Below are 20790 nucleotides of genomic sequence, written 5' to 3' on the forward strand. Positions count from 1 at the left end.
TCGGCTGCGCCGGATGATTATAATTTGATGACGTTAGCTGCTTGTGGTCCGCGTGCACCTTCAACGATGTCGAACTCTACGGATTGGCCTTCATCCAAAGTCTTGAAACCGTCAGTTTGAATCGCGGAGAAGTGTACGAATACGTCGCCACCATCGGCAGTTTCGATGAAACCATAACCTTTTTCTGCGTTAAACCATTTAACTTTACCTTCCATTGACTAAACATTCCCTTCGTCATCAGATGAACGTGAGTCTTGCTCACAATTCGACTATACCACCGCTGCTTCTCCATTGTCAATTGGAATAGTAAATGTTTACTTTCAATATTTTACCATCCATTAATTAATCAAATTTAAGCAAAAATTGTGATATCCGGATCAAAAAAAGGAGCAGACGGTATATAATACCCGGCTGCTCCTGAGATGAAACATCAGGAAATTATTATTTTTTCCGGTCCATCAGGAAGCTGTCCGGGGTGTATCCGGCCTCGTAGGCATTGCGCTGCTGCTTAGCTTGATTACGCTTATAAAGCCAATCCTGAGCCTCCAGGCGAAGGGCATTCATGCGGGCAGTGATTTCCAGATCGTGCTGCAAGATTCGTTCGATTTCGACTTTTTGCGCCGCCGATGCAGGAATCGACGAGAACTGTCGGATGATGTCATCAATCAGCTTCTGCCGTTCTTCCACGAAAGTCTCCAACTCTTCAAAATCTGCTCCGTATAACCGCTCCATCATATTCTCTGTTAACTGCCGCAACTCTGCAATAAGCTTGTCCTTATCCATTAGCACTTTCCGTAGATGTCGGCTCTGGCCCCTGACCTGCTGCGATCTTCGAAGCCTGAAGCCAGGTTTCCCGCAGTTCAGTTAAGTAACCCAGCGCTTCTTCTGCCTTAGTCATATCTTTACGAATATTGGCTTCGACCAGCAGGAAATTCGTATATTCATACATAGAGTATAAGTTTTTCGATATTTCATAAGTATAGTCAAGGGTACTCATCAGCTCACTGACGATAGTCTGGGCTTTGCCGAGATTGATATTGGCTTTTTCATAATCCTTTTTGCTCAATCCGTCCAGTCCTGCCCGTACAAAACGGATTGCCCCGTCATACAGCATAGCGACCAATTGAGCGGGGGTAGAGGTCTGTACTACCGATTTCCGGTATTTATCATAAGGAGAATTGATCAATGCGCTCACCCTCTAACTATTTTGTAAGGCTCGATATGAGACCGGATGATTGGGACTGCAGTTTATTCATAGCCGCCTCCATGGCGGAAAATTGTTTGTAATAGCGGTTTTCAGTTATTGTTAGATTCTTCTGTAAGACATCAATACGGCTGTTATATCTTTTAAGTGATCTTCCCATGACACTTTCCTCTTTATATGTCCCGGTAGTGTCGGCGGAGAATCTGTTCGTACCAACTCTTTCAGAAAGTAGTTCCAAGGCTTCGCCTATTTTATCTGACATTTTATCAAATAATCCGCTTGAGGAAGAACTATCAGGTCCCTGAAATAAATCTATTATTTTTTGTGGATTGTCAGCAATAGCCTGTGTTAATTTGCTTTCGTTAATGCTCAGTTTCCCATTCTCATAATACTTCCCGGTCGTTATTCCCATCGTCCCAAGGTCGCCTAATTTTTCCGTAACCAACGTCCGCAAGGAAGAAACAACAGACTTTATAATATCGTCGTTTTTCAATAACCCGCTTTGTGCTTTCTGTGTCCAAGCCAAGATGTCAGCGTCCTTCATCTCTTTCTTCTGTTCATCAGTAAGAGGGGTATACGTACGATACTTGATTTCATTAGTTTTTTCATTTAACAGCTTAATTAAAGAATTATAATCCTCTACAAATCCTTTAATAGATTCCAAAACCTTCGTGGAATCGGTCTGAGTAGCCACCATAACCGGTTTATCACTGGCCGTAGTGGAAAGTAACGTTAAGTTAATACCGTTCATTACAAAGTTGTTGCTGTCTTTCTCCATAGAAGTGCCATTAATAGTCACCTTGGCATTTTTCCCTGAAGTATAGTTAAAGAGATCAAGTAAAGTGTTCTCTCCAACATTATCTCCAAATTTCACTTTGCCGCCCGCAATATTGGACTTAAACATCAGTTTACCTGTAGATTGATCAAAAGTAGCATTCAAATCCGGATCAGCATTTATTGAAGTAAGGACATCTTGAATGGAGGCACCGCCAAGAAAACTGAAACTTTTTCCATTTAAATTCAGGGTATAAGTTTTCGATGGGTCAGCCCCCAGCATTTGTACCAGCGAGCTTGCTTGAGTAAAGCCTGAACCTGCGCCCTTGGTTTCAATTGATGTTCTGGGCATACCGTTAAATAATCCAATGACTGATTCTTCCCCAACAGTTGTTGTTCCAATCTGTATCTTGCCAGTAGCACCGCCGGTTTTCGAACTTATAATTAATTTGCCTGTAATCTCATCAAAGGTGGCCGTTGCCTTTGCATCTTCGTTCGAGGTTATTGTTGACACCATAGTAGAGATGCTAGTAGCCGCTGTGAATTTGAAATTCACTCCATTAACCTTAATTTCATATTTCTTATCGCTCAGCGCCTTAACCAGCGCTTCTTGATCAACAACCGGCATTTCAGAGAAAACTTTTCCATTGTTTGCCGCTTCCCGTTCTGCAGCCAGCAGCATCAGCGTAGAAGAACTTTTCTTACCAGAACCAAGGCCTGATGTTTCGATGCTGGCATTAGTAGCAAGCTGCTCAACAGTTATCTTCATATCAATTCTGTTAGCCTCAGCCAATGCCTCGGCCTTCACGGCATCTGTGTTGCCTGTAACTACGGCTTTGTAAGAGTTCAAAGCTTCACTTTTGCCATATTTATCTGTAAGCTTGCTGCTTTTGAATTCATACAACTTGCTATTCATTTCACGATAACTGTCTCTCTTCCATTGCAAAAGCTGCTTATCCTGATTGAGCTTATCCAGAGGAACGCGTTTAGACGCCATCATGCTCTTAACCATACTGTCAATATCCATTCCTGAAAATCCATTAATACGTGTAACCAAAACAACACCCCCTGTTATTAGATTTTCTCGTCTATCAGTATCCCGGCAATTTCCATCATCTTGGCTACTAGATCTAATGTTTTTTCTGGAGGTATCTCCCGAATCAATTCCCCTGTATCCTTATTCATAACTTTAACCATGATGTCATGAGTCTTCTCGTGAACACTGATCTCCAAGGTAGTCTGTGGCCCTTGCAACGATTTAACTGCCCGTTCGATCGTCTTAATCAATTGTTCTTCCGCCATCGAAACGTTAGCACCTTGTCGTTCTCTGAGGTTCAGGTCCTTAAAATCCTTAATGTCCGAAACAGGCATAGCATCTTTGTTCCCCACAATCGGCACAACCACTCCAGCACCAGATATTACATCGGATTTACTTTGTGCCTTAACAACAGTACTAGTGGAAAGAGAAAACTGAACATTCATCAAACCCCAACCTCCACAGAACCTCGATTATATATAGTATATATCGGTTACTTGCAGGGAATGTTTAGGTTAGAACAATAATATAAGGTAGAGTCCCCTTATGATTATTTTTGAACTGCCCCTAATTTTAGTTATTACTAATATTGAAACAACTATATAAACGAAGCGAACTTAAGATTTTATAAATGAATCCCAAGTGTTACCAGGTGATGTTCACTTAACTCTTAAGTTCAGCGTATCTAGTGGCTCAATCTATAAATTAGTGATTGATTTTCCAACCGAGCATTTTGCATAATTCAATTTTCAATTCCAAGTCAAAGTTGGGCCACTTCCAAAGCTCCGTTTTTGAGATTTGTATTATAAGTGGGCAGACGGGCAGAATTTCGGTGAAGCTAAAATTCCCAAGCTGCGTCTTGGAAGAATAATTAATACCTACGAGAGAACGCTTCTCCCCACTCTCAGAGCATAGCTTTTGACCAAAGATGTTGAGATGCCAAAACTTCATTAGGTTGTTACAACCATCACCTTTCACATCTTGTTCGCAAGGTTGTTTGTAATCTACATGCGATGCCTCTAGATGAACTTCCTCGGTATTCATAGAGATGATTTTATTGAAGGATGAAGCTCTGGTAATCCAAAAAACTCATTAATATACTGGGATGGCTGTCATTCGCCCTTTTATTGTTAGCACGGGGCAGGAATTCCACCCTGAATTCGGGTTATGTCCAGATTCATGCTTGATTACTCTGGCACTAACCGAAAATACATCCGTTATATGAGAGGACGGTACCAGAATCCCGGTGACCAATCCTTTTTATGGCATTGTTATTGTGAGGGTACTAGCGACTGCGGAATGTCTATCAAAACCTTACCTCATTAATTGGTAACATACGGAGTGAAAATGTTGTGCAGCTCATTTTTCCACAATAAGAAATTGGGAACGACCTGTTGTATCAGTTCTAACTCCAATAAATCCCAGTATTCATGATTAAAGTGCATAACAGCTGCTAAAAGAGAGTTCTTGAACTGTGTACTAACTGCATGTAGGTTATTTTCACTTAGAAACCCGGAAAACGTATCTATACGTAAATTCATCTCCGTATGTGCATCTATTATATCCTGCATTACTACAGCAGCATCATTATAGTTCTTGTCCGATACCTTATCAATGATAAAACTAAAACCTTCGTCTATCGAATCGCAAATATCTAATAAATCGCCCATTAACTGAAATGAGCTAATCAAATTATAATCTGTTTTTATGTTATCCGTTATGGTAACGTTCATTGTAAAATCTTCCCTAAAATTAAAAATATAATTTTTATTACCACAATTCAATGAGTTGACTTCATTATTAATGAATTCGTTTTCGCCCCTTTCCTTCATCAATCCGTATTCCTTGTCCTGTTCGGCGACGTGGTCAAACAGTTTGCGTAAAGATGCATCCATCGCGTGTGCATATTTTTTAAAAAGCGTACCATCCAGATCACTCATTCCGACTCGTTTATAGTAGGTGGAATTATAATTGGACAGCAGAGCTACCACTTTATCTTTATCTTCCACGGAGGCAATTTGATCCTCTTCACAATGAAAAATATAATAACGTGTATCCGATTTAACCCTATGCTCTCTAATTAACAGGTTACGAATATGCTTATGAGAATCTCCAAAATAGTGGGGTGATGTCTCATCCATGATCGTCCAAGGATTATTATATGCGAATGGCAAAGTATAAAGTTTGTTATTATAATTGACAGTAACAGTATAATCATTTTCAAATATTTCTCTGCCTACGATGTGTTTCAATTGGGAACGTGAAAACCCTGAGTTGTCAATTATGACTGAGAAGGTATTGGGCGCGAATTTGCCACAAAGCATCGCTATATAACCACCATACGAACTACCGTAGGCAATGATTTTCCTCTTATTTATTGCAGGGTATCTTTTAAGAACATCGCCAAGCACAGTAAGGTTATCGAGAGCAGGTAAAAACCCAAAAGACTGATACTCATTCTGTTCCGTGATTTTTAAAGCCTGACAGTGGGGGTCTAATTGGGATAGCCCTTTACTTTCCAGTAGTTTTCCTACCTTCACATAAAAATCGTTATCCGATGAAATGTTATGCCAGTAAGTGCTCGGAACTCCATAAATCCTTTCTATATTATGAATGAAGTAGTCGTCCACTTTTGTAACACCACCTCGGTATATACCAAAATAATTCAAGGAGACTACTATACAATTATACTTTTCGGCAAGGTATGGATTTAGTTTTTCTAATTGATAAGTTGAATTAGCAAGTCCACCAAACCCTGGAATAGTTATTATCAGACCAGTTTCGTCAGTTATGTCTTTAACTGGTAACGTAACGTAATAGTCCAGTTCATTTCGGCTAAAACCCAATTCAATATCTGCATGCGGTTGAATTTTAAAACTTAGCGTCTCCAGAAATATTCGCCCCCGATTTTTACAGTTTGCATGTTAGCTAAATGTTAAACGCGTTGCGACATTACTTTTATTGAAAAGAAAGTTTCATTGTAAATATTATAATGCGCAATAAATTTCGTCTTTTAGAATCTATCTTCTACCTAATGAAAACTCACAAAAAAAGAAATCATCCGCAGTATCAATATCATTTGAACGATTCCTTGGCATTACAAATGCAACAGTCTCATCTTCCAGAAAAGAACCTCTTTTTAAAAGCCAATTTATCTCTGCTACATAAACAGCTCCATTTAAAGCATAAATGTCAGGTAGTTCCTGACGGCGTGTTATTGTCTCATGTTGTTCAATTAATGGTTTCAATATTTTATTACTTTGTAGGGTATACATCCAATACGGGGATTTATCCGTTTTTGTAACACTAACACAAGCAGGTGCTCCTACATTCACCATGTTTTCGATGCATCCATCAATATCATCTATCAATCTTAAAGGGGAAGTTGGCTGTAGTAATACTACATAATCGAAATCAGGTAATTGATTTATCGCATGCATAACTGGAGCAATACCCGGGGTTGTATCTTCAGATAATTCTTTAGGGCGTACAAAAGGAGCCTCACACCCGTAAGCTCCGGCAATTTCTATAATCTCAGGATCTTCTGAAGATAATATGAGTCTATCAATATACCTTGATTTATTCGCTTCTTCAATTGTCCATGCAATAAGTGGTTTCCCAGCTAATTGTTTAATATTTTTACGGGGAATCCCCTTAGATCCCCCGCGTGCAGGAATGATAGCAAGGACTTTTTTGTTATCGATCATATAAATACACCTCTAAAATCACCGTTTGCTTTCTCATAATCATCCACTCGGCCAATATCAAGCCAATACTCTCTTAATGGAAAAGCAGAGACACCACCTTGCATGTCCACCAATTTCTTGAATAAGTCCGGCATATCATAAAATTCGTCTTGTGGAACATGCTCAAGCACCTGCGGGTCCAACACGTAAATCCCTGCATTGACAAAGCTTTTGTGAACAGGTTTCTCTACAATGGAAAGAAGCCGATGATTCTCGGTTTCAATGACTCCATAAGGAATCTGATATTCATATTCTCTTACACATATTGTTGCGTTTGATTTAGTTTCACAGTGAAATTCCATCAATTGCTCGTAGTTCATTTTAGTCAGCAAGTCACCATTCATGACAAAAAATGGTGCACTCGGCTTTTCTGATAAAAGTGATAAAGCTCCCGCAGTACCCAATCTCTTACCTTCTTCAATGTACTCTATATTTACACCTAAGTGCTTACCCTCTTGGAAATATGCTTTGATTATTTCCTTTTTATAATTTACTGATAGGATAAATTTGGTAAACCCGTAATTTTTAAAGCCCTCAATAATCGTTTCTAAAATTGGCTTATCGCCAACTTTAAGCATTGGCTTTGGAATATCATCCGTAAAGGGCCGCAGGCGGGTTCCTAGACCTCCAACCATCAAGACTACAACATTTTCTTTTGGCAATACTTGTGCAATATCATCAGCAAAGAGAATGCGCTGAACCTGGTTATTGCTATTTACAATAGGTAATTGTCTTAACTGTCTTGTGCCCATCAATTCTTTGTAATGAAGAAACTTCTTACCTTGCTTCTCGAATATAGGCGAAACATTCATAACTAAATCAATCGGTGAGTCAAGTGGTATTCCTCTCAATATCCCTCTGCGAATATCACCATCCGTAACAGTTCCTAGCAATTTACGATCTTTATCGACAACAACTGCAAATTGCAATGAAGATTGATCAATAATTTTCATCGTTTCAATAACCGTCATCTCAGGCGCGATTAAAATACTTTGCCAGTTATCCATCTGCTACGCCCCTTTTGGATATAATGAATTCTCTTCAGTATATTTTGAACAGTCAATGTTTCATGCCGGTAACAATCCATTCAATCACTTTCTCATTCTGATTGTTATAGGTTCTTTCAAGCCTCTCTATCTCCAGCTCGCCAAAAATTTTCATAAGTTCTTCCATGTCTTCTTTTGTTGAAAACCGGCTCATCCCTTTATCCTTTAGAGGACCCTCGTTAGCAATCCAAGTGTTATTGCCGACACATTGACCAGTCCCGTCTCCCCAGCATCCCGTTGCGAACGCTCTACTGAATATTATACCGTTTTGTTTGAGAACTCTATGGATTTCATTATATATCATCACCGAATTTTCATAAGAATTTGCGTATATTGCTTCACTATCAATAACAGCATCAAACGTACAGCTTTCATAAGGTATTGAGACTATATCTCCTACTCCAAGTTCCCCCGCCCAACCGGGTACTTCATTATTTAATCTGGCCCTTGCCTTATCAATTGCTGTTGCAGAACCATCAATTCCAAACACCGAAAAGCCCTCTCTTGCAACATACCATAAATTCGCACCAACTCCACAGCCAACTTCAAGTATTTTAATCGCTCTCCTGTTAGGAGCTCCATAAAAATTACGTGCAATAAAGCGGATTAAATCCTCAGAAGGATACTTACCCCATTCCCGAGTTTTGAATATATTTTCCCAAGTTTGATCCCATGCCATTATCCACACCTCATTTCTTAGCGATAGAATAGAATAAACTGTTCTTTTTGTGGATTTTGTTTTATATATTCAGTTTTATACTCTTCATAAATAGCTTCACCATGCTTATAGTTACCAATGAAGAAGGTAGCTTCTTGTTTTGAAAATCCTTTTTTAAAAAAGAGCAAAGAATTTGAACTTGAACCGTTTGTCCCTCCACCTAAATACAAGGATTGAACATTAAGTTTTTTTGCATATTCTGCAAATTCGTAAATTAGTAGGTTAGTCACATTTTTTTCTCTACCTTCAGTATTAGAAGCAGAGAGATGATATTCTGCTATGGCACCATTGATAAAGAATATTGCAGCTCCGATTACTTCCCCAGATTCATTCTCTGCACTTAGTAAGTGAACAGCATCATTCTCTATTAATTCTATAAAGTACTTACTATTAAAATAATAAGTACCATCTGCATTCTTTTCCGTCATTAGCGAAATATACATTTCTAAAAACATTTGTACGTTCACCTTGGATTTTTGCATTGAGATACTTACTTTGTCCTTTTGAGCCTTCCTAATAGCAGTACGCACTCGAGTACTAAATTGATTAAGCAGTTCTCCACCGGAGTTCAGATCAATATAAACCGTCTGTCTGTTTTCTCTAACTTCCCCATAATAATTCAAATGATTGTTCAACAGTGGATGGAACCTGATAAATTCGACTATAACTTTTTGTTCCAAGCACCATCTTTTATAACCCTCAATGCTTGAATTAATAAATGGCCGGTCGCCTGTAATCAACGGCCCTCCATATCCATAAGGTGACTGAATATCATAGTACTCCGTACCTGGTACTTTACCCATATGAAAAGCATGATAATAAATATTATCATTATCCTCATGCACAAAAAATACTGGTTGTAAGCCCTCTTTATAAAACACATCATTAATTACATATTGAGGATGAAAGTAAAAGGATTGCATCGCTAAAGGTAGTTTCTCAAATATACTTATTGCCCGTTCAGCAGAAACTATCATGTTAAAGTAATTTGTTGATCATTATCAAAATCTCTAGAAGCTTTTATATTTAGCATATTCCAATATTCAAATGGAGGTATGCCGTTTCCAGGCCTTTTAACAGTTATATTTTCAGCAGTTAAGGTTTCACCTTGTCTTATTTTCCCAAGTGCAACGATGCTCTTTCTTGCAATATTAAGATTTTTCAACTCTGATTCTGAAGGAATCTTTATACCTGACCCTTTGGCTAATTCTACTTGTCTGATCCCTTCAACCATATGATGTAACTCTTCTGGGGAGAGAGATGCCTTATGATCCGGTCCTTCTGCTTGCCTATCATAGGTTATATGTTTTTCAATCACTGTAGCCCCCAGGGCAACAGCCGCAATTGGTATTGCAATTCCTTCTGTATGATCTGAGTAACCAGTCCGCAATCCAAAAGCAGTACTCATTGTATTCATAGCTAACAAATTCACATCGTGTACAGGTGCGGGATATTCAGTAGTACAGTGGAGTAAAGTAACTCTTTCTTTTAATAAACGCTGACCTTCGGAAGAAATGAACGCCGCTTTAAAGGCTTCAATAGAAGGAGACTCATTAGGTAATAGATATCCGTATGCTATGACACCAAGTGCAGATTCAATTTCGCTCAAAGTTGACATTCCTGTCGATAATATAATTTTCACGGATTTTTGTGCAATATGATGAATCAGGGGGGCATTGGTGATTTCACCGGAAGGTATTTTAATTGTTTGTAAACCTAAAGTATCAATTAAATAATCAGCACTCTCCATATCGAACGGAGTGGATAAAAATTCAATATTGTGATCATCGCAATATAATTTCAGCTCTGAAAATTGAGCAAACGAAAGTTCTAATTTTTTCACCATCTCAAACTGCGACTCTTCGCTGCCGGTTGTTTCAATTTGATAGTCAGCCTTAGGCGCGTTCATACTAATTACATTCTCTGTTTTAAATGTTTGAAATTTCACCGCATCAGCCTGAGCACTAACCGCAATATCAATAAGCTTCTTTGCTAATTTTATGTCACCATCATGATTAACGCCTGCTTCAGCAATAATATATGTCTTTTTCATTTAATCACCTCTAAGAAAAATTGATGGAGCTCTTCTACTACATACAAAATATGCTCTTCGCTAATTCTTTGGTCAATTGGAATAGTTAGAATGGCAGAACTGATCTTCATATCGTTATCAAAACTCTTTTGTGGGATAATCCAGTGAATAGGACAGAAAATATTATGATTAATCAAATACTGGCGAAGACTGTTACGTAAATCAACCGGGACAAGGACAGGGAACCCTAATGGAACTTCATTATCCATAATGGTAGTGTAAAGTGGTGTCAAAAACTTTTTGATTAAGCGATCGCTTTCAATCAAATTGCTAAAGACCGACCAATTTTCTTTTCTCTTTTTCTTAATTTGCTCAATATCTATTCTTTCCATTAAAAAAACTGAGAACTCCGACATTCTGCCTACGCTCATCCTACTATCTAATCGAGATTCAGAAGACTTGAGTAGTGACAAAAACTCACTTTCATCCTTGGATAATGAACGCCTTATTTTCCCTTCTACCTGACCAAACAAAAAATCTTTTTCATCTTGTCGGCAAAGTTTATTAAAGTTTAATTGCAATTGTTCCTTGCTTATCAATAAAGCTCCATCAGGTTGAGGAGTAAACTTTCTATAGCTATATATTTTGAAGTCGAACAATTCGTTATCGAATTCGGAAAATGCAGCCTGGACACAATCCTCAATAACGAAAAACCGTTTCGTAGATCTCTCATTTTCCAACCATCTTTTAATTGCCTTATTCTCAAGACCAAAATAATGTACAAATAAAAAGACAACATTATTCAATCTTTGAGGTAAGTGATCTGGTGTTTTCAAATCTGCACCCATAGAATAAAAATGAATTGTGTAATTCTTTTCCCTAAACGGCTGAACAACAGAGTCGCAAATATAGACGGGTAAATACGCTATTCTTTCAGCGCCTCTTATTTCCAGTTCTTCCAGAGCCAAAAGAATAGCAGCACGTCCAGTCCCGGTCCATAAATGATGTGGATATTCCTTAGTTAAAGCTTCTAGGTTTCTTTTCTTATTAGAGAGTAGTAAGGAGACGTCAATTTCTATATCACCGCCAACTCTGTACATCATATTTTCCATCCTCATCTATTTATATCGTAAAACTCTTTTTTGATAATATTGGATAAATCAATTTTCTTTAAGTAGTCCTTAATATCAGTAGATGTGGTTTGCCCTTCATACTTTAATTCTAGCTGGTTCAACCCGTTTTGAAACTCCACCGAAAGAGCTAATTGAATGGCCTCAGTAATATCATTAATAGTAGGAGCACAATCAATAATAGAGTCTGCCTTTAACCGGCCTTTCTGTCTATCACCAATATTAATTGTCGGCTTCGAAAATACTGGTGCTTCAACGATCCCACTTGAAGAGTTACCAATGACTAATGCGCAGTATTTCATAGTGCTTAAGTATCTTATTTGTCCTAAGGAAAAAAATGTCTTTACTCGTTCAGGATGAGATTCGGTATATTCATCTATTAACTCATTAATTCTTCTGCTGTCGGTATCTGCATTAGATTTAGTGAAAATAATCTTATAATCCGGAAATGAATTCAGTGAAAAAAGCAAGTTCTTCACCTGTTCTTCTGCCATTCTAGTCTCCAATGTGGCAGGATGAAACGTAATAAGGAAATATTCTGCTAACTCCCAGCCAAAAAAGGCACTCAACTCATCTTTGGTTTGCAATGATATCTTTCTTATATTTTCAACACCTGTGTCACCTACATTAAACACCCTATCCGGCTGCTCTCCAAGCTGAATAACACGTCTTGTATACTCTTCATTTGCAGTGAAGTGGATATGACTCATCTTTGTTAATGAATGACGAATGGACTCATCAATGGCTCCCTCAGTGAGTTCGCCACCAGAAATATGAGCAACAGGAATACGCATGACTAATGCCGTTTGTGCAGCACTGAATATTTCAAACCGGTCCCCGAGAAGAACTAGTATATCAGGTTTCAACCGCTGAAACGCTTCCGCAAATCCCAATGTAGCAATTCCCATGGATTTAGCGATGGCAACTGGGGTATCTGAAGATAAGAGCATTTCAATTTTTTCATCGATAATAAACCCATCTTCTTCAATTTGCTTATAGGTCAATCCAAATTCAGGTGATAAATGCATACCAGTAGCTATTAGTTGCAAATCGAGTTCATCATCTGCTTGAATTTCTTTCATTATACGATACAAAAGACCGTATTCTGCACGTGTTCCTGTAACAATACATATCTTACGTTTAGTCATTAGGTTCCCCCCTCAAAGGAGTTGAGGGTATATTAATGATACGCTTCTTCAGTAGTCTGGTAACCGGAAGATCTGCCTTTGGACAATGAAAATAAGGCTGTAGTTCATCAAGCGGTGTCCATATCGGACGAGCCATAACACCCTCACTATTAAGTACCTCTAACACAAAATTACGATCATCATGATCCTTATTAATTAGAAGGGTTTGCAGCCAATAATTGCTTGTTCCAAAAGAAGGCTCTGTAAACAGCTGGACATCTTCTACACCTTCGAACAATTTTTCATAATGCTTTGTTAATAGTCTTTTTGCTTTTTGAAATTCATCAATCTGCTCTAATTGGGCACAACCAAGTGCAGCATTAATATTTGGCATCCGGTAATTATACCCTACTTCATCATGAGTAAATTCCCAGCGGTGAGGATTTTTCGCAGTTGTAGTAATATGTTTGGCGTAATCGGCAAGCTTTTCATCATTAGTTAGAATGGCTCCGCCACCACCAGTAGTTATAATCTTGTTTCCATTGAAGCTGAGGGCTCCTACGAGCCCAAAACCTCCTGTATGCTTCCCTTTATAATAGGAACCGAGTGATTCAGCTGCATCTTCTACAAGAACAAGATGGTAACGTTGGCAGATATCCATTAACGGATCAAGATCCACGGAATGCCCGAAAGTATGCATAGGAACAACAGCACGAATGATCCTGCCTGTGTGTTTGTTCATGAGCTGTCCATTATCAATCATGCCAATTGCCTGAATATATTCCTCAAGCGTATATGGATCAAGTCCCAGGGTATGTTCGGATACATCTACAAAGTGCGGAACAGCCTGTAAGTACGAAACCGCATTAGCTGTTGCTATAAAGGTCAATGAAGGCATGAATACTTCATCATTTGCTTTAACACCAGCAATTTTCAGTGCAATATGCAAAGCCGCAGTACCATTTACGATGGCCACCGCTCTCTTCACGCCAGTGAAATCAGCAAGTCTTTGTTCAAATTCATTAACATATTTGCCTACCGATGAAACCCAACCAGTCTGGATACAGTTGGTTACATACTGTAGCTCTTTTCCTCCAAAAGTCGGCTCATGCAGAGGTACAAAATCCTTGTTGTCATATAGAGACTTAATATTCCGAGCGATATGCTGCCATTGACTACTCATATATTATATACATCTGCCTTATAGTTGGTTAGATTAGCTGGATTAATGAACCAGTCAACCGTTTCTTGTAATCCGCGTTTAAATCCTTCGATTCCACCATAGGATGGTTCCCATCCGAGTAGATTTTTTGCTTTCGTATTGTCTGCCCAGAGCCGTTCCACTTCACTTTTCTCGGGACGCAATCGAATTTCATCTGTTAAGATTTCTACCGATACCCCCATTACTTCTGCAATAGCCTCAACAGTTTGTCCTATAGAAATTTCGTAATTACTTCCTATATTGATCACTTCACCTATAGCTCTTTCATTATTCATCATCGCAATAAACCCATTTACTGTATCCTGAACATAGTTGAAATCTCTCGTCGGTGTTATTGATCCAAGTTTAATTTTCTTTTGTCCTGTTGCAAGCTGTGTAATTATGGTTGGGATCACAGCACGTGCGGATTGACGCGGACCATACGTATTAAATGGGCGAATAACCACTACCGGTGTTTCAAAAGAACGATAAAAAGAGAGTGCCATTTGGTCAGCACCAATTTTTGATGCTGAATAAGGTGATTGCCCCTGTAAAGGATGATTTTCATCTATGGGTACGTATTGTGCGGTGCCATAAACTTCGCTCGTAGAGGTATGCACAACTTTTGATACATCCAGCTTACGGGCAGCTTGTAACACATTCAAAGTACCTTTGATATTTGTATCTACATAAGTATCAGGAGAATGGTATGAATAAGGAATCGCGATTAATGAGGCTAAATGTAACACATTGCTGCATCCTTTCATTGCTTCCATTACACCGTGTGGATCTCTTATATCTCCTGCAAATATTTCAAACTCTTTTTTATATGGGGATTGATCGAGCCAACCCCAAGAGTTAAAGGAGTTGTAATATACGAAAGCTTTCACTTCATATCCGACTTCAGTTAATTTTTCTGTAAGGTGAGATCCAATAAATCCATCCGCACCAGTTACCAGTATTTTCTTATTTTCTCCCATATCCTCACGCTCCAATATCCTTTAAAGATTATTTGAACTATCCTCAATAATAGAGATGATTTCCCCAAGGACAAAAACACTGACTGTGAGAAATTCGATTTGGATATCTCTGTTCGCAATTAAATTGGATGACGATAACGTTTGTTCTATCGCATACAAATTCCAAAAAGAACTCATCATTATCGGTTGTAAATTATGACGTAAAAGCCAATCATTCTTTATCTTCTCAAAAAGCACATCTGTTTTGCTTAACTTACCCAACACTTTCAACAATTGTTTTTCAGATAAACGGTCATTAATATTCAATTCCTTGATAATGTTTAATTGTTCCCCAAATTCAGTTTTCATACTGATAAACAGATCTTTTTGCTCTTTCAAGATCAATTTCATTTGCACTTTATCTAGAGGATATTTTCCCACACTATCCATGACTTCTTTGACTGGTGTTATATCATTTGAACAGTATTGTTGAGCAACTTCTATTAAGCTCATTTGGATGGTGTTTTCAATTTTAGCCCCACCTTCAGTGGCATTTATAACAACTATGTTCTCATTGAAAATCTCTATTTCAAACCACTTACGGAAATTAATCCAAATATCTGTTGTATGGACTGTTCCCCCATAATAACCTTCAGTATAAGTTTTATCAATTGTAGAAAACACTTCATTAGTGAACTCTTTATTATCGTATATTGTTCCTCCAGCATGTGATTCCTCTTCAGAATTTCCAAAAGCAAGGTCCTGACCCAGCAATACAATTGGGGACGCGCCTATGTGTTCTGCAAATCCAAAAGCAACATGTGCACAAGATAAACCAATGCTGATTGAATTATCACCCTTTAATCCCAAGGTCTCTTGAAGCCAGACATATTCCCCTACGTTCTCTCGCATTGGAATAATAATATCCCCCTTAAACTCCTCGAAAATTTTAGGATAAAGAAGAAGGGGAGATATAAGTGTTATTTCAGCAGGATAGTTTTTTTGCTCATAAAAATAGGTGTAAGTTTCTTTTTCACGCTCAATCGAACAAATGAAGTCTGGAATTATCCCTTCTTCACAAAGTCTTTGGACAATTGTGTCTACAGCAATTATAACAACCTTTGATGTAAGCCGTTTTAATTGTTCTATATTTTTATTAAGAGATGGGCCAGCTGCTACTACTATTGCTGGTATGTCTTTAAAAAGATTTTTCAAATGAGAAACGTCTTTTGAATGTACTAAATATGGTAGATTTTTCATATTGTGTCTAAACCCCGACAAGCTATCCTCAATAGAGTTCCCGAAAAGCATTGCTTTATATTTTGCCGTCTCCTTAACTGCCCTTACCAAATAGGTACATTTATCCACAGCATAATTTCTATAAAAATATGTGAAATAAAACCTCATGCTCTTAAGATAATAGACAAGAGTCGTCGAAAACATTTTATCCAAAAAAATAGATAGGTTATTCAACTCATCAACAAAGAGGATCACATTGAAATTCACAAAAAACGATAAATCCCTTTTATTCAATGCATAACTAAAGAAGATGGGGTTAGGTTCAATAATGATCAGAAAAGACTCTTTACTCATGGTTTGAATTAGCTTTTCAATTTCTTCTACAGAATTAATACCCATTACAAATATAAGCTCTCTTTTTAATGGATTGGGTAAACTCGATTTATCAATCTCTTTCTTCATCAACAGAGTTTGGTTATTATTAATAACGATTTCGTTATCTTCACTATCTTTAATAAATAAGTCATGACGAAAATCGGCTTCCTTTTGCTCACATATCCAGTGATCAGCATTCCGAGATAGAACTTCAATGTTTCTATTCAATAACATCATGCGGTGGTCTCCTTATTTACCTAAATATTAATTATTAATTTTGCTTAGTATTGTTTTGTATAGAAAGATGGCCCCACTATGTGGGGCCATACCTTCTATAATATTGCATCCTTTTCTAAATAAAACTGAGTTAATACTACATTTTATCTCAACAGTTGAAGCACACCTTGTGGCTGTTGGTTTGCTTGAGCCAACATTGCTTGAGCTGCTTGAGCAAGAATGTTGTTCTTAGTTTGAGACATCATTTCTTTCGCCATATCTACATCGCGAATCCGTGATTCAGCTGCAGTCAAATTCTCGGAAGCTGTTCCCAAGTTATTGATAGTATGTTCAAGACGGTTTTGAACAGCACCCAGTTTAGAACGTTCACTGGAGACTTTTTGAGTCGCTTGATCAATTACCTTAATTGCAACTGTCGCTTGGGATTGTGTTGAAATTTGCAATCCTTTAACACCAAGTGCGGAGGCACCCATGTCTTCAATCGAAAGATTCATTGTTTGGCCTGTGTTAGCACCGATTTGGAAATTCGCTGTTCCATCAGTTCTCTTGTTAACTGCAGCAGTGGTTTCAGAGAATGAGGAGAGTGCATTAGTTGCAGCAGTACGAACGTTACCGCTAGCATCTTTAACAGTTATTGTGAGACCGTTAACAGCTCCTGCTGTTCCGGCAGCAGCTGCAGTCACTACAGCTCCAGCAGTACTCAGAGTTAATGCCATGTTAGCATCATTAGCAGCTCCATCTGTTGTTCCCACCGCAGCAAGCGTCAGTGCAGCACTAACAGCAAAAGTATTAGTAACAGTCGTTCCGTCTTTGACATAAGAGATAGTAATTGAGTCATTTGAAGTAATACCTAAACCATTACCATTCTTGTCTTCAAGGGCTGTAAGCTTAGTAGTAAGAGCTAGAGCAGTACCAGAGAATGTCACTGCACCGTTCTTATTAACATTAGCCGCATCAGCATTAACCGCACTACCCATGGAACCATCCAACAAGTTCTTAGTATTAAACTGGGTTGTTGATTGAATACGGTCAATTTCCGAATTCAATTGATCCATTTCTTTTTGAAGCTCACTACGGTCGCCAGCTGTGTTTGTGTCATTAGCAGATTGAACGGAAAGTTCACGCATACGTTGCAGAATGCTGTGAGTTTCGTTCAGTGCGCCTTCAGCTGTTTGAATCAAGGAAATGCCGTCTTGCGAGTTGCGGGAAGCTTGATCCAAACCGCGGATTTGGCCGCGCATTTTTTCGGAGATTGCCAGACCAGCAGCGTCATCACCTGCACGGTTGATGCGAAGACCAGAAGACAATTTCTCGATATTTTTGTTAGTGTTAGCAGTGTTAGCAGACAGTTGGCGGTGAGTATTCAACGCCGCGATATTGTGGTTAATAATCATTTGATATTTCCTCCCTGAAATTAAGTTAGTTCCACATCCATGTGGTAAGCGCTAAGCCATTAAGGTCGGCCGCCCTGCCGGCTCAGTGCCTAATACATATATCGACTGCTTGTGCCCAACTGTTTAGAGCATTTCAAAAGTTTTTTAGAAAATATGCGGGATTTCTCCAAAACAAAAGAGGAGGTATCCCCCACAGCTATGGAAACGGCTGCTGGGATACTCCCTCTATGTACCTTAATTAGATGTTATTCGTTGCTTTGTGGTCTACGAAGCCGATGAATCAGTGCATTCAATTCAGACTGCTGTGGAGCCACAGACTCCCTGTTAGACTCCTGTATAGAGAGGTATACCTCTTTACGAAAAATATCCACATGTTTGGGGGCTGAGATACCAACCTTTACAGTGTCACCATCCACACTTAGGATCGTCAGTTCAATTTGGTCTTGAATAACGATGGTCTCTCCTTTTTTGCGGGACAGCACCAGCATATCATCCACCATCCTTTCCGTCTATTACTGGCTGCTCTTGCAGCAGGCTGTGCTTCGTGTGATAAGCTGCATGGTGGAGCACAATTTGTTTACCTGTCAATCCGGTTGGATTCAATACAATTGGCGCCAAAAGATTAATGGTAGAAGTCTCTATTTGTTCCTTCAATGTAATAATACAGCGAACGAGCACATCCAATTCTATTCCTAGTTCCTCTGCTTCATCATCAGGTAGTTCAAATTCGTAGGATGGATAAAAGACAAATGGATCACTCAGCAAAAAGGAAAGCTCTTGCTCCTTCAATGATTGCAACACCCAGAAAGGGGACTCACTCATCTTAATTAGGGCAAACTCCGTCTCCTCTTCAAAGCCTGGAATACCCTTAGGAAAATGATAAATCTGATCTTCATTTACTTCAAGTTTGCCCATTGAAAGTGTTTCTATAATCAAGTTATTCACTCCTTAAAAGTTCTGCACAGCAAAACCAGCTATCTCGTAAAGATTTTAATATAAAATTATATTAGATAACACAAAAGCTATAGAAGCGCTCTCTGGCACTTCCATAGCTTATATCCTTACGTTTGAACATTCAATTCCGGTGGAATAAATTGTACCGATGCATACTGCTGCATATAGATATCCAGCTTCCCACGTGTATACTCTGTCTCTGGACGATGCCTTTCCACCTGAATATCAACCTGTGCCGCCCGGAAGCTGATCTCAGGGGCTCTCGTCTCAAAATGAATGTCCACATTGTCATAGGATGCCGGACCACATGGTTCGGGAAATGAATTAGGTTCGGTATCCATTCCGTACACTTCCGCAATTGTATTACCCGGCTTGAAAAATTCGGCCATTCGAGTTCCTTGCTCTACTCTGCGCGCAATGGCTTGAAGATACAGTTGCTGAATTCCGGAATAAATTCTTTTGTTCATGTCTAATACACTGCCTCCATTATATGCAGCGCGTGCCCTGGTCTGATCAATCGTCAGATCAGGACGTGAAGACTGAACATTTAACTCTCCAGGTGTAGTCGTGATATTCACTTCAGCCTTAGGCTGGGTTATGGAGAACACGCCTAAATCAGCATCAATCCCGATGATTGCTGGCGTCTGTCGAATTTTCAGAATAGGCTGCAGCAAGGAGAACCACCTCCGTTATCTGATAAAGTCAACGAGAGTTGTAGAAATAATCTTGGCTCCTACAGATAAAGAAGCATTATAGATATTCTCTTGAATTTTCGACTGCATAATTAGTCCCTCGTAATCAGCATCCTCTGTCTTAGCCTGCAGATCTGTCAGGTTAATATTCAGATCACTTAGGCGTTCCTGCATTAATTCAACGCGATTAGTCTTGGCACCTATTTCCGAACGGGCTGACAAAATCTTTTCTTGACGCGAATCAATTTTGTCCAGCTGATTAGAAATTCCGGTAATATCCCCTGTTTTCAAACTGGCAGAAATACTATTAATAATATTAAACAGATTATCAGAATCGCCCGTATATCCGAAAACATCATTCCCAGTCATATTTATAGGCAGCTGTACCCCTTCACCTACGATATACTGAATCTGTCCATTGTCTGTAGTGACAGGGGTAGATGTGTCATAGGTACCATCGGAACCTTTAGCAAAATCATATGGCTTGGTTGTATATTGCTCACCATTAAAAATATATTTCCCGTTCAGTTTGCTGTTAGAAATATCCACGAGTTGTTCTTTGAGCTGCAAAACCTCTTCATTAATACTATCCAAAGCCGACTGCGGATTACTTCCTGTGGAAGCCTTTACGGTAAGCTCTCGCAGACGTTGAACCACATCTCCTGCCTGTCCCAGTACGGTGTCGTTATAATCAAGCCAAGACAGCCCGCTGTCTACATTTTTGGTGTATTGTTCATTCGAAGACAACTCGGCACGGTAACGCAAGGAGTAAGTAATCCCAACCGGGTCATCAGAGGGCTTATTAATTTTGCGGCCGCTGGACAGCTGGAGCTGGGTATCGTTCATAGTACGCGCATTGCGGTTCAGGTTAAGCAGCAGCTGTGAATTCATCATATTGGAGGTTACCCTCAACATATGTTGTTCCT

The 20790-nt window shown here is 39.0% G+C and carries 21 protein-coding genes; all 21 read right to left on the reverse strand.

Annotation, left to right across the window (positions count from 1 at the left end; genetic code table 11):
• Window positions 1-17 precede the first annotated feature (17 nt).
• Complete coding sequence (locus ACTJKB_RS11315) at window positions 18-215, reverse strand: cold shock domain-containing protein (protein WP_019915069.1); 198 nt, start codon at window positions 213-215, stop codon at window positions 18-20.
• A gap of 226 nt (window positions 216-441) precedes the next feature.
• Window positions 442-783: a flagellar protein FliT gene (locus ACTJKB_RS11320; protein ID WP_440834025.1), complete on the reverse strand. Its 342-nt coding sequence runs from the start codon at window positions 781-783 to the stop codon at window positions 442-444.
• Window positions 776-1186 (reverse strand): flagellar export chaperone FliS, encoded by a 411-nt coding sequence (gene fliS, locus ACTJKB_RS11325; protein ID WP_440834026.1) that lies wholly within the window; start codon window positions 1184-1186, stop codon window positions 776-778. The genes ACTJKB_RS11320 and fliS overlap by 8 nt, the downstream gene beginning before the upstream one ends.
• Before the next feature lie 16 nt (window positions 1187-1202).
• On the reverse strand, window positions 1203-3035 hold the full coding sequence (fliD, locus tag ACTJKB_RS11330; protein ID WP_440834027.1) for a flagellar filament capping protein FliD: 1833 nt from the start codon (window positions 3033-3035) through the stop codon (window positions 1203-1205).
• A 17-nt stretch (window positions 3036-3052) separates the two neighbouring features.
• Window positions 3053-3460 (reverse strand): flagellar protein FlaG, encoded by a 408-nt coding sequence (locus tag ACTJKB_RS11335; RefSeq protein WP_440834028.1) that lies wholly within the window; start codon window positions 3458-3460, stop codon window positions 3053-3055.
• Between the two features lie 876 nt (window positions 3461-4336).
• Window positions 4337-5911 (reverse strand): DUF2920 family protein, encoded by a 1575-nt coding sequence (locus ACTJKB_RS11340; RefSeq protein ID WP_440834738.1) that lies wholly within the window; start codon window positions 5909-5911, stop codon window positions 4337-4339.
• 123 nt (window positions 5912-6034) lie between these two features.
• Window positions 6035-6721, reverse strand: a complete 687-nt coding sequence (locus tag ACTJKB_RS11345) for an acylneuraminate cytidylyltransferase family protein (protein ID WP_440834030.1) — start codon at window positions 6719-6721, stop codon at window positions 6035-6037.
• On the reverse strand, window positions 6718-7767 hold the full coding sequence (locus ACTJKB_RS11350) for a nucleotidyltransferase family protein (RefSeq protein WP_440834031.1): 1050 nt from the start codon (window positions 7765-7767) through the stop codon (window positions 6718-6720). Before ACTJKB_RS11350 ends, ACTJKB_RS11345 begins: the two co-directional genes overlap by 4 nt.
• A gap of 52 nt (window positions 7768-7819) precedes the next feature.
• Window positions 7820-8485: a class I SAM-dependent methyltransferase gene (locus ACTJKB_RS11355; RefSeq protein WP_440834033.1), complete on the reverse strand. Its 666-nt coding sequence runs from the start codon at window positions 8483-8485 to the stop codon at window positions 7820-7822.
• Window positions 8486-8502: 17 nt separating this feature from the next.
• Window positions 8503-9501 carry a GNAT family N-acetyltransferase gene (locus ACTJKB_RS11360; protein ID WP_440834034.1) on the reverse strand — a complete coding sequence of 333 codons (999 nt, stop codon included), beginning with the start codon at window positions 9499-9501 and terminating at the stop codon, window positions 8503-8505.
• A complete protein-coding gene (gene neuB, locus ACTJKB_RS11365) occupies window positions 9498-10577 on the reverse strand; it encodes an N-acetylneuraminate synthase (RefSeq protein ID WP_440834036.1) in 1080 nt (359 codons plus the stop codon). Before neuB ends, ACTJKB_RS11360 begins: the two co-directional genes overlap by 4 nt.
• Window positions 10574-11656 (reverse strand): hypothetical protein, encoded by a 1083-nt coding sequence (locus ACTJKB_RS11370; protein WP_440834038.1) that lies wholly within the window; start codon window positions 11654-11656, stop codon window positions 10574-10576. Before ACTJKB_RS11370 ends, neuB begins: the two co-directional genes overlap by 4 nt.
• Before the next feature lie 14 nt (window positions 11657-11670).
• Window positions 11671-12834 (reverse strand): UDP-N-acetylglucosamine 2-epimerase, encoded by a 1164-nt coding sequence (neuC, locus tag ACTJKB_RS11375; RefSeq protein ID WP_440834040.1) that lies wholly within the window; start codon window positions 12832-12834, stop codon window positions 11671-11673.
• On the reverse strand, window positions 12827-13996 hold the full coding sequence (locus ACTJKB_RS11380) for a LegC family aminotransferase (protein ID WP_440834042.1): 1170 nt from the start codon (window positions 13994-13996) through the stop codon (window positions 12827-12829). The genes neuC and ACTJKB_RS11380 overlap by 8 nt, the downstream gene beginning before the upstream one ends.
• Window positions 13993-14994, reverse strand: coding sequence for an NAD-dependent 4,6-dehydratase LegB (locus tag ACTJKB_RS11385; RefSeq protein WP_440834740.1), 1002 nt, complete (start codon window positions 14992-14994; stop codon window positions 13993-13995). The genes ACTJKB_RS11380 and ACTJKB_RS11385 overlap by 4 nt, the downstream gene beginning before the upstream one ends.
• A 21-nt stretch (window positions 14995-15015) precedes the next feature.
• Entirely contained in the window at window positions 15016-16824 is a 1809-nt protein-coding gene (locus ACTJKB_RS11390; RefSeq protein ID WP_440834043.1) for a motility associated factor glycosyltransferase family protein, read from the reverse strand.
• Window positions 16825-16967: 143 nt separating this feature from the next.
• Window positions 16968-18218 carry a flagellin N-terminal helical domain-containing protein gene (locus ACTJKB_RS11395; RefSeq protein WP_440834044.1) on the reverse strand — a complete coding sequence of 417 codons (1251 nt, stop codon included), beginning with the start codon at window positions 18216-18218 and terminating at the stop codon, window positions 16968-16970.
• 245 nt (window positions 18219-18463) lie between these two features.
• Window positions 18464-18706 (reverse strand): carbon storage regulator CsrA, encoded by a 243-nt coding sequence (csrA, locus tag ACTJKB_RS11400; protein ID WP_440834741.1) that lies wholly within the window; start codon window positions 18704-18706, stop codon window positions 18464-18466.
• Between the two features lies 1 nt (window position 18707).
• Window positions 18708-19154: a flagellar assembly protein FliW gene (gene fliW, locus ACTJKB_RS11405; RefSeq protein WP_440834045.1), complete on the reverse strand. Its 447-nt coding sequence runs from the start codon at window positions 19152-19154 to the stop codon at window positions 18708-18710.
• 125 nt (window positions 19155-19279) lie between these two features.
• Window positions 19280-19846, reverse strand: coding sequence for a DUF6470 family protein (locus tag ACTJKB_RS11410; protein WP_440834046.1), 567 nt, complete (start codon window positions 19844-19846; stop codon window positions 19280-19282).
• A 15-nt stretch (window positions 19847-19861) separates the two neighbouring features.
• Complete coding sequence (gene flgL, locus ACTJKB_RS11415) at window positions 19862-20779, reverse strand: flagellar hook-associated protein FlgL (protein ID WP_440834048.1); 918 nt, start codon at window positions 20777-20779, stop codon at window positions 19862-19864.
• Window positions 20780-20790: the final 11 nt, after the last annotated feature.

It is taken from the genome of Paenibacillus sp. 22594 (genome assembly GCF_052044425.1).
Taxonomy (GTDB): Bacteria; Bacillota; Bacilli; order Paenibacillales; family Paenibacillaceae; genus Paenibacillus_AQ.

What these genes read in the sequence shown, in the direction of transcription:
- ACTJKB_RS11315 (WP_019915069.1), bottom strand. Translation starts at nt 215, where the DNA reads ATGGAAGGTAAAGTTAAATGGTTTAACGCAGAAAAAGGTTATGGTTTC.
- ACTJKB_RS11345 (WP_440834030.1), bottom strand. Translation starts at nt 6,721, where the DNA reads ATGATCGATAACAAAAAAGTCCTTGCTATCATTCCTGCACGCGGGGGA.
- ACTJKB_RS11390 (WP_440834043.1), bottom strand. Translation starts at nt 16,824, where the DNA reads ATGATGTTATTGAATAGAAACATTGAAGTTCTATCTCGGAATGCTGAT.
- ACTJKB_RS11380 (WP_440834042.1), bottom strand. Translation starts at nt 13,996, where the DNA reads ATGAGTAGTCAATGGCAGCATATCGCTCGGAATATTAAGTCTCTATAT.
- ACTJKB_RS11335 (WP_440834028.1), bottom strand. Translation starts at nt 3,460, where the DNA reads ATGAATGTTCAGTTTTCTCTTTCCACTAGTACTGTTGTTAAGGCACAA.
- ACTJKB_RS11355 (WP_440834033.1), bottom strand. Translation starts at nt 8,485, where the DNA reads ATGGCATGGGATCAAACTTGGGAAAATATATTCAAAACTCGGGAATGG.
- ACTJKB_RS11360 (WP_440834034.1), bottom strand. Translation starts at nt 9,501, where the DNA reads ATGATAGTTTCTGCTGAACGGGCAATAAGTATATTTGAGAAACTACCT.
- ACTJKB_RS11395 (WP_440834044.1), bottom strand. Translation starts at nt 18,218, where the DNA reads ATGATTATTAACCACAATATCGCGGCGTTGAATACTCACCGCCAACTG.
- ACTJKB_RS11370 (WP_440834038.1), bottom strand. Translation starts at nt 11,656, where the DNA reads ATGTACAGAGTTGGCGGTGATATAGAAATTGACGTCTCCTTACTACTC.
- ACTJKB_RS11320 (WP_440834025.1), bottom strand. Translation starts at nt 783, where the DNA reads ATGGATAAGGACAAGCTTATTGCAGAGTTGCGGCAGTTAACAGAGAAT.
- flgL (WP_440834048.1), bottom strand. Translation starts at nt 20,779, where the DNA reads ATGTTGAGGGTAACCTCCAATATGATGAATTCACAGCTGCTGCTTAAC.
- neuC (WP_440834040.1), bottom strand. Translation starts at nt 12,834, where the DNA reads ATGACTAAACGTAAGATATGTATTGTTACAGGAACACGTGCAGAATAC.
- csrA (WP_440834741.1), bottom strand. Translation starts at nt 18,706, where the DNA reads ATGCTGGTGCTGTCCCGCAAAAAAGGAGAGACCATCGTTATTCAAGAC.
- neuB (WP_440834036.1), bottom strand. Translation starts at nt 10,577, where the DNA reads ATGAAAAAGACATATATTATTGCTGAAGCAGGCGTTAATCATGATGGT.
- ACTJKB_RS11385 (WP_440834740.1), bottom strand. Translation starts at nt 14,994, where the DNA reads ATGGGAGAAAATAAGAAAATACTGGTAACTGGTGCGGATGGATTTATT.
- ACTJKB_RS11350 (WP_440834031.1), bottom strand. Translation starts at nt 7,767, where the DNA reads ATGGATAACTGGCAAAGTATTTTAATCGCGCCTGAGATGACGGTTATT.